Below are 938 nucleotides of genomic sequence, written 5' to 3'. Positions count from 1 at the left end.
GGAACATACAACCGCCCGGAGCCGGTGACCTTGACGATGACCTTAAGTTTCGATTGATCGGTTGAGATCAGCCGCACCTCTGAGATAAGTTCATGCGGAATTTTCATGATGATCCCGCACTCATCCTCGAACTCAATTCGACCCATTCAAACCACCCGTCCGAGTGCTTCCTCTGCGGCTGCCTGAATCCGGTCAGCGTCGATGTATTCAATACTCTCTGCAACTAATACCTTCTTGCCTGTTCCCTGATGTACTTTGGTCGGTTCAATCGGGCAGGCTTCTTCTACAATGTTTCTCATTCTGTTTTCTCCTTCTTTTCTTCTTCTGCAATCATTTCCTGAATAATCGATCCCGCTGTACCATATCCTCGAAAGGCTTCTTCGGTGGTATTCCAAGCCTGAGCAAATTTCATTGCACCGAGGGCTATTTTCAGCGCATCACTTCGATTCATTTTGTTCTCCCTTCAGCTCTTTGTAAGCCATTTCCAAATCTTTGTACACGGTTGCGAGTCCTTCATTGTATGCGTTAGCTCTTGGAAACTCCTCATACTGAGCATCAACGTCGACAAAATCACAAAGAATACTCAGTTGATTGAGAACTGACTTTATGCGGATCAGTGTTTTTTCATCGGTCATTTTTCCGGTTCTCCATTGTTTTTGATGTGGTCGGTCAAGTTTCTGATGAGGTTCGACATGACCCGTATCTGTGCCTCCTGAGATTCAATCACAGGTTTCATATTCTCCCATGTCAATAATGCGCCAATTCCAATTCCAAGGAGGCAACTAATAAATTCGGGTAATATGTCCAGCGGGGTCATTCTGTCAGTCCTCCGATTTTCGCAAGGATCGGATATGTTTTCTTCATCTCTTCTATCAGTTCGATGTTCAGACCGGGATATCTTACTTTCATGTCGGACAAACGCCGCCTAACAACATCAC

At 45.2% G+C, this 938-nt stretch carries 4 protein-coding genes; all 4 read right to left on the bottom strand.

Annotated elements, in window-relative coordinates; all coding sequences use genetic code 11:
* Window positions 1-146: 146 nt before the first annotated feature.
* Genes McpAg1_RS09575 through McpAg1_RS09560 form a run of 4 tightly spaced genes read right to left on the bottom strand, consistent with a single transcriptional unit; the run spans window position 147 to window position 817 of the window.
* Window positions 147-299, bottom strand: a complete 153-nt coding sequence (locus McpAg1_RS09575; protein ID WP_338095084.1) for a hypothetical protein — start codon at window positions 297-299, stop codon at window positions 147-149.
* A complete protein-coding gene (locus McpAg1_RS09570; protein WP_338095083.1) occupies window positions 296-451 on the bottom strand; it encodes a hypothetical protein in 156 nt (51 codons plus the stop codon). The genes McpAg1_RS09575 and McpAg1_RS09570 overlap by 4 nt, the downstream gene beginning before the upstream one ends.
* Window positions 438-635: a hypothetical protein gene (locus McpAg1_RS09565; RefSeq protein WP_338095082.1), complete on the bottom strand. Its 198-nt coding sequence runs from the start codon at window positions 633-635 to the stop codon at window positions 438-440. The genes McpAg1_RS09570 and McpAg1_RS09565 overlap by 14 nt, the downstream gene beginning before the upstream one ends.
* A complete protein-coding gene (locus tag McpAg1_RS09560; RefSeq protein ID WP_338095081.1) occupies window positions 632-817 on the bottom strand; it encodes a hypothetical protein in 186 nt (61 codons plus the stop codon). Before McpAg1_RS09560 ends, McpAg1_RS09565 begins: the two co-directional genes overlap by 4 nt.
* Window positions 818-938 lie beyond the last annotated feature (121 nt).

The sequence above is a fragment of the Methanorbis furvi genome (assembly GCF_032714615.1).
In the GTDB taxonomy this organism is placed as follows: domain Archaea; phylum Halobacteriota; class Methanomicrobia; order Methanomicrobiales; family Methanocorpusculaceae; genus Methanocorpusculum; species Methanocorpusculum furvi.
The sequence above is the reverse complement of the archived record's forward strand: the minus strand, read 5'-3'. Positions and strand labels throughout refer to the sequence as shown.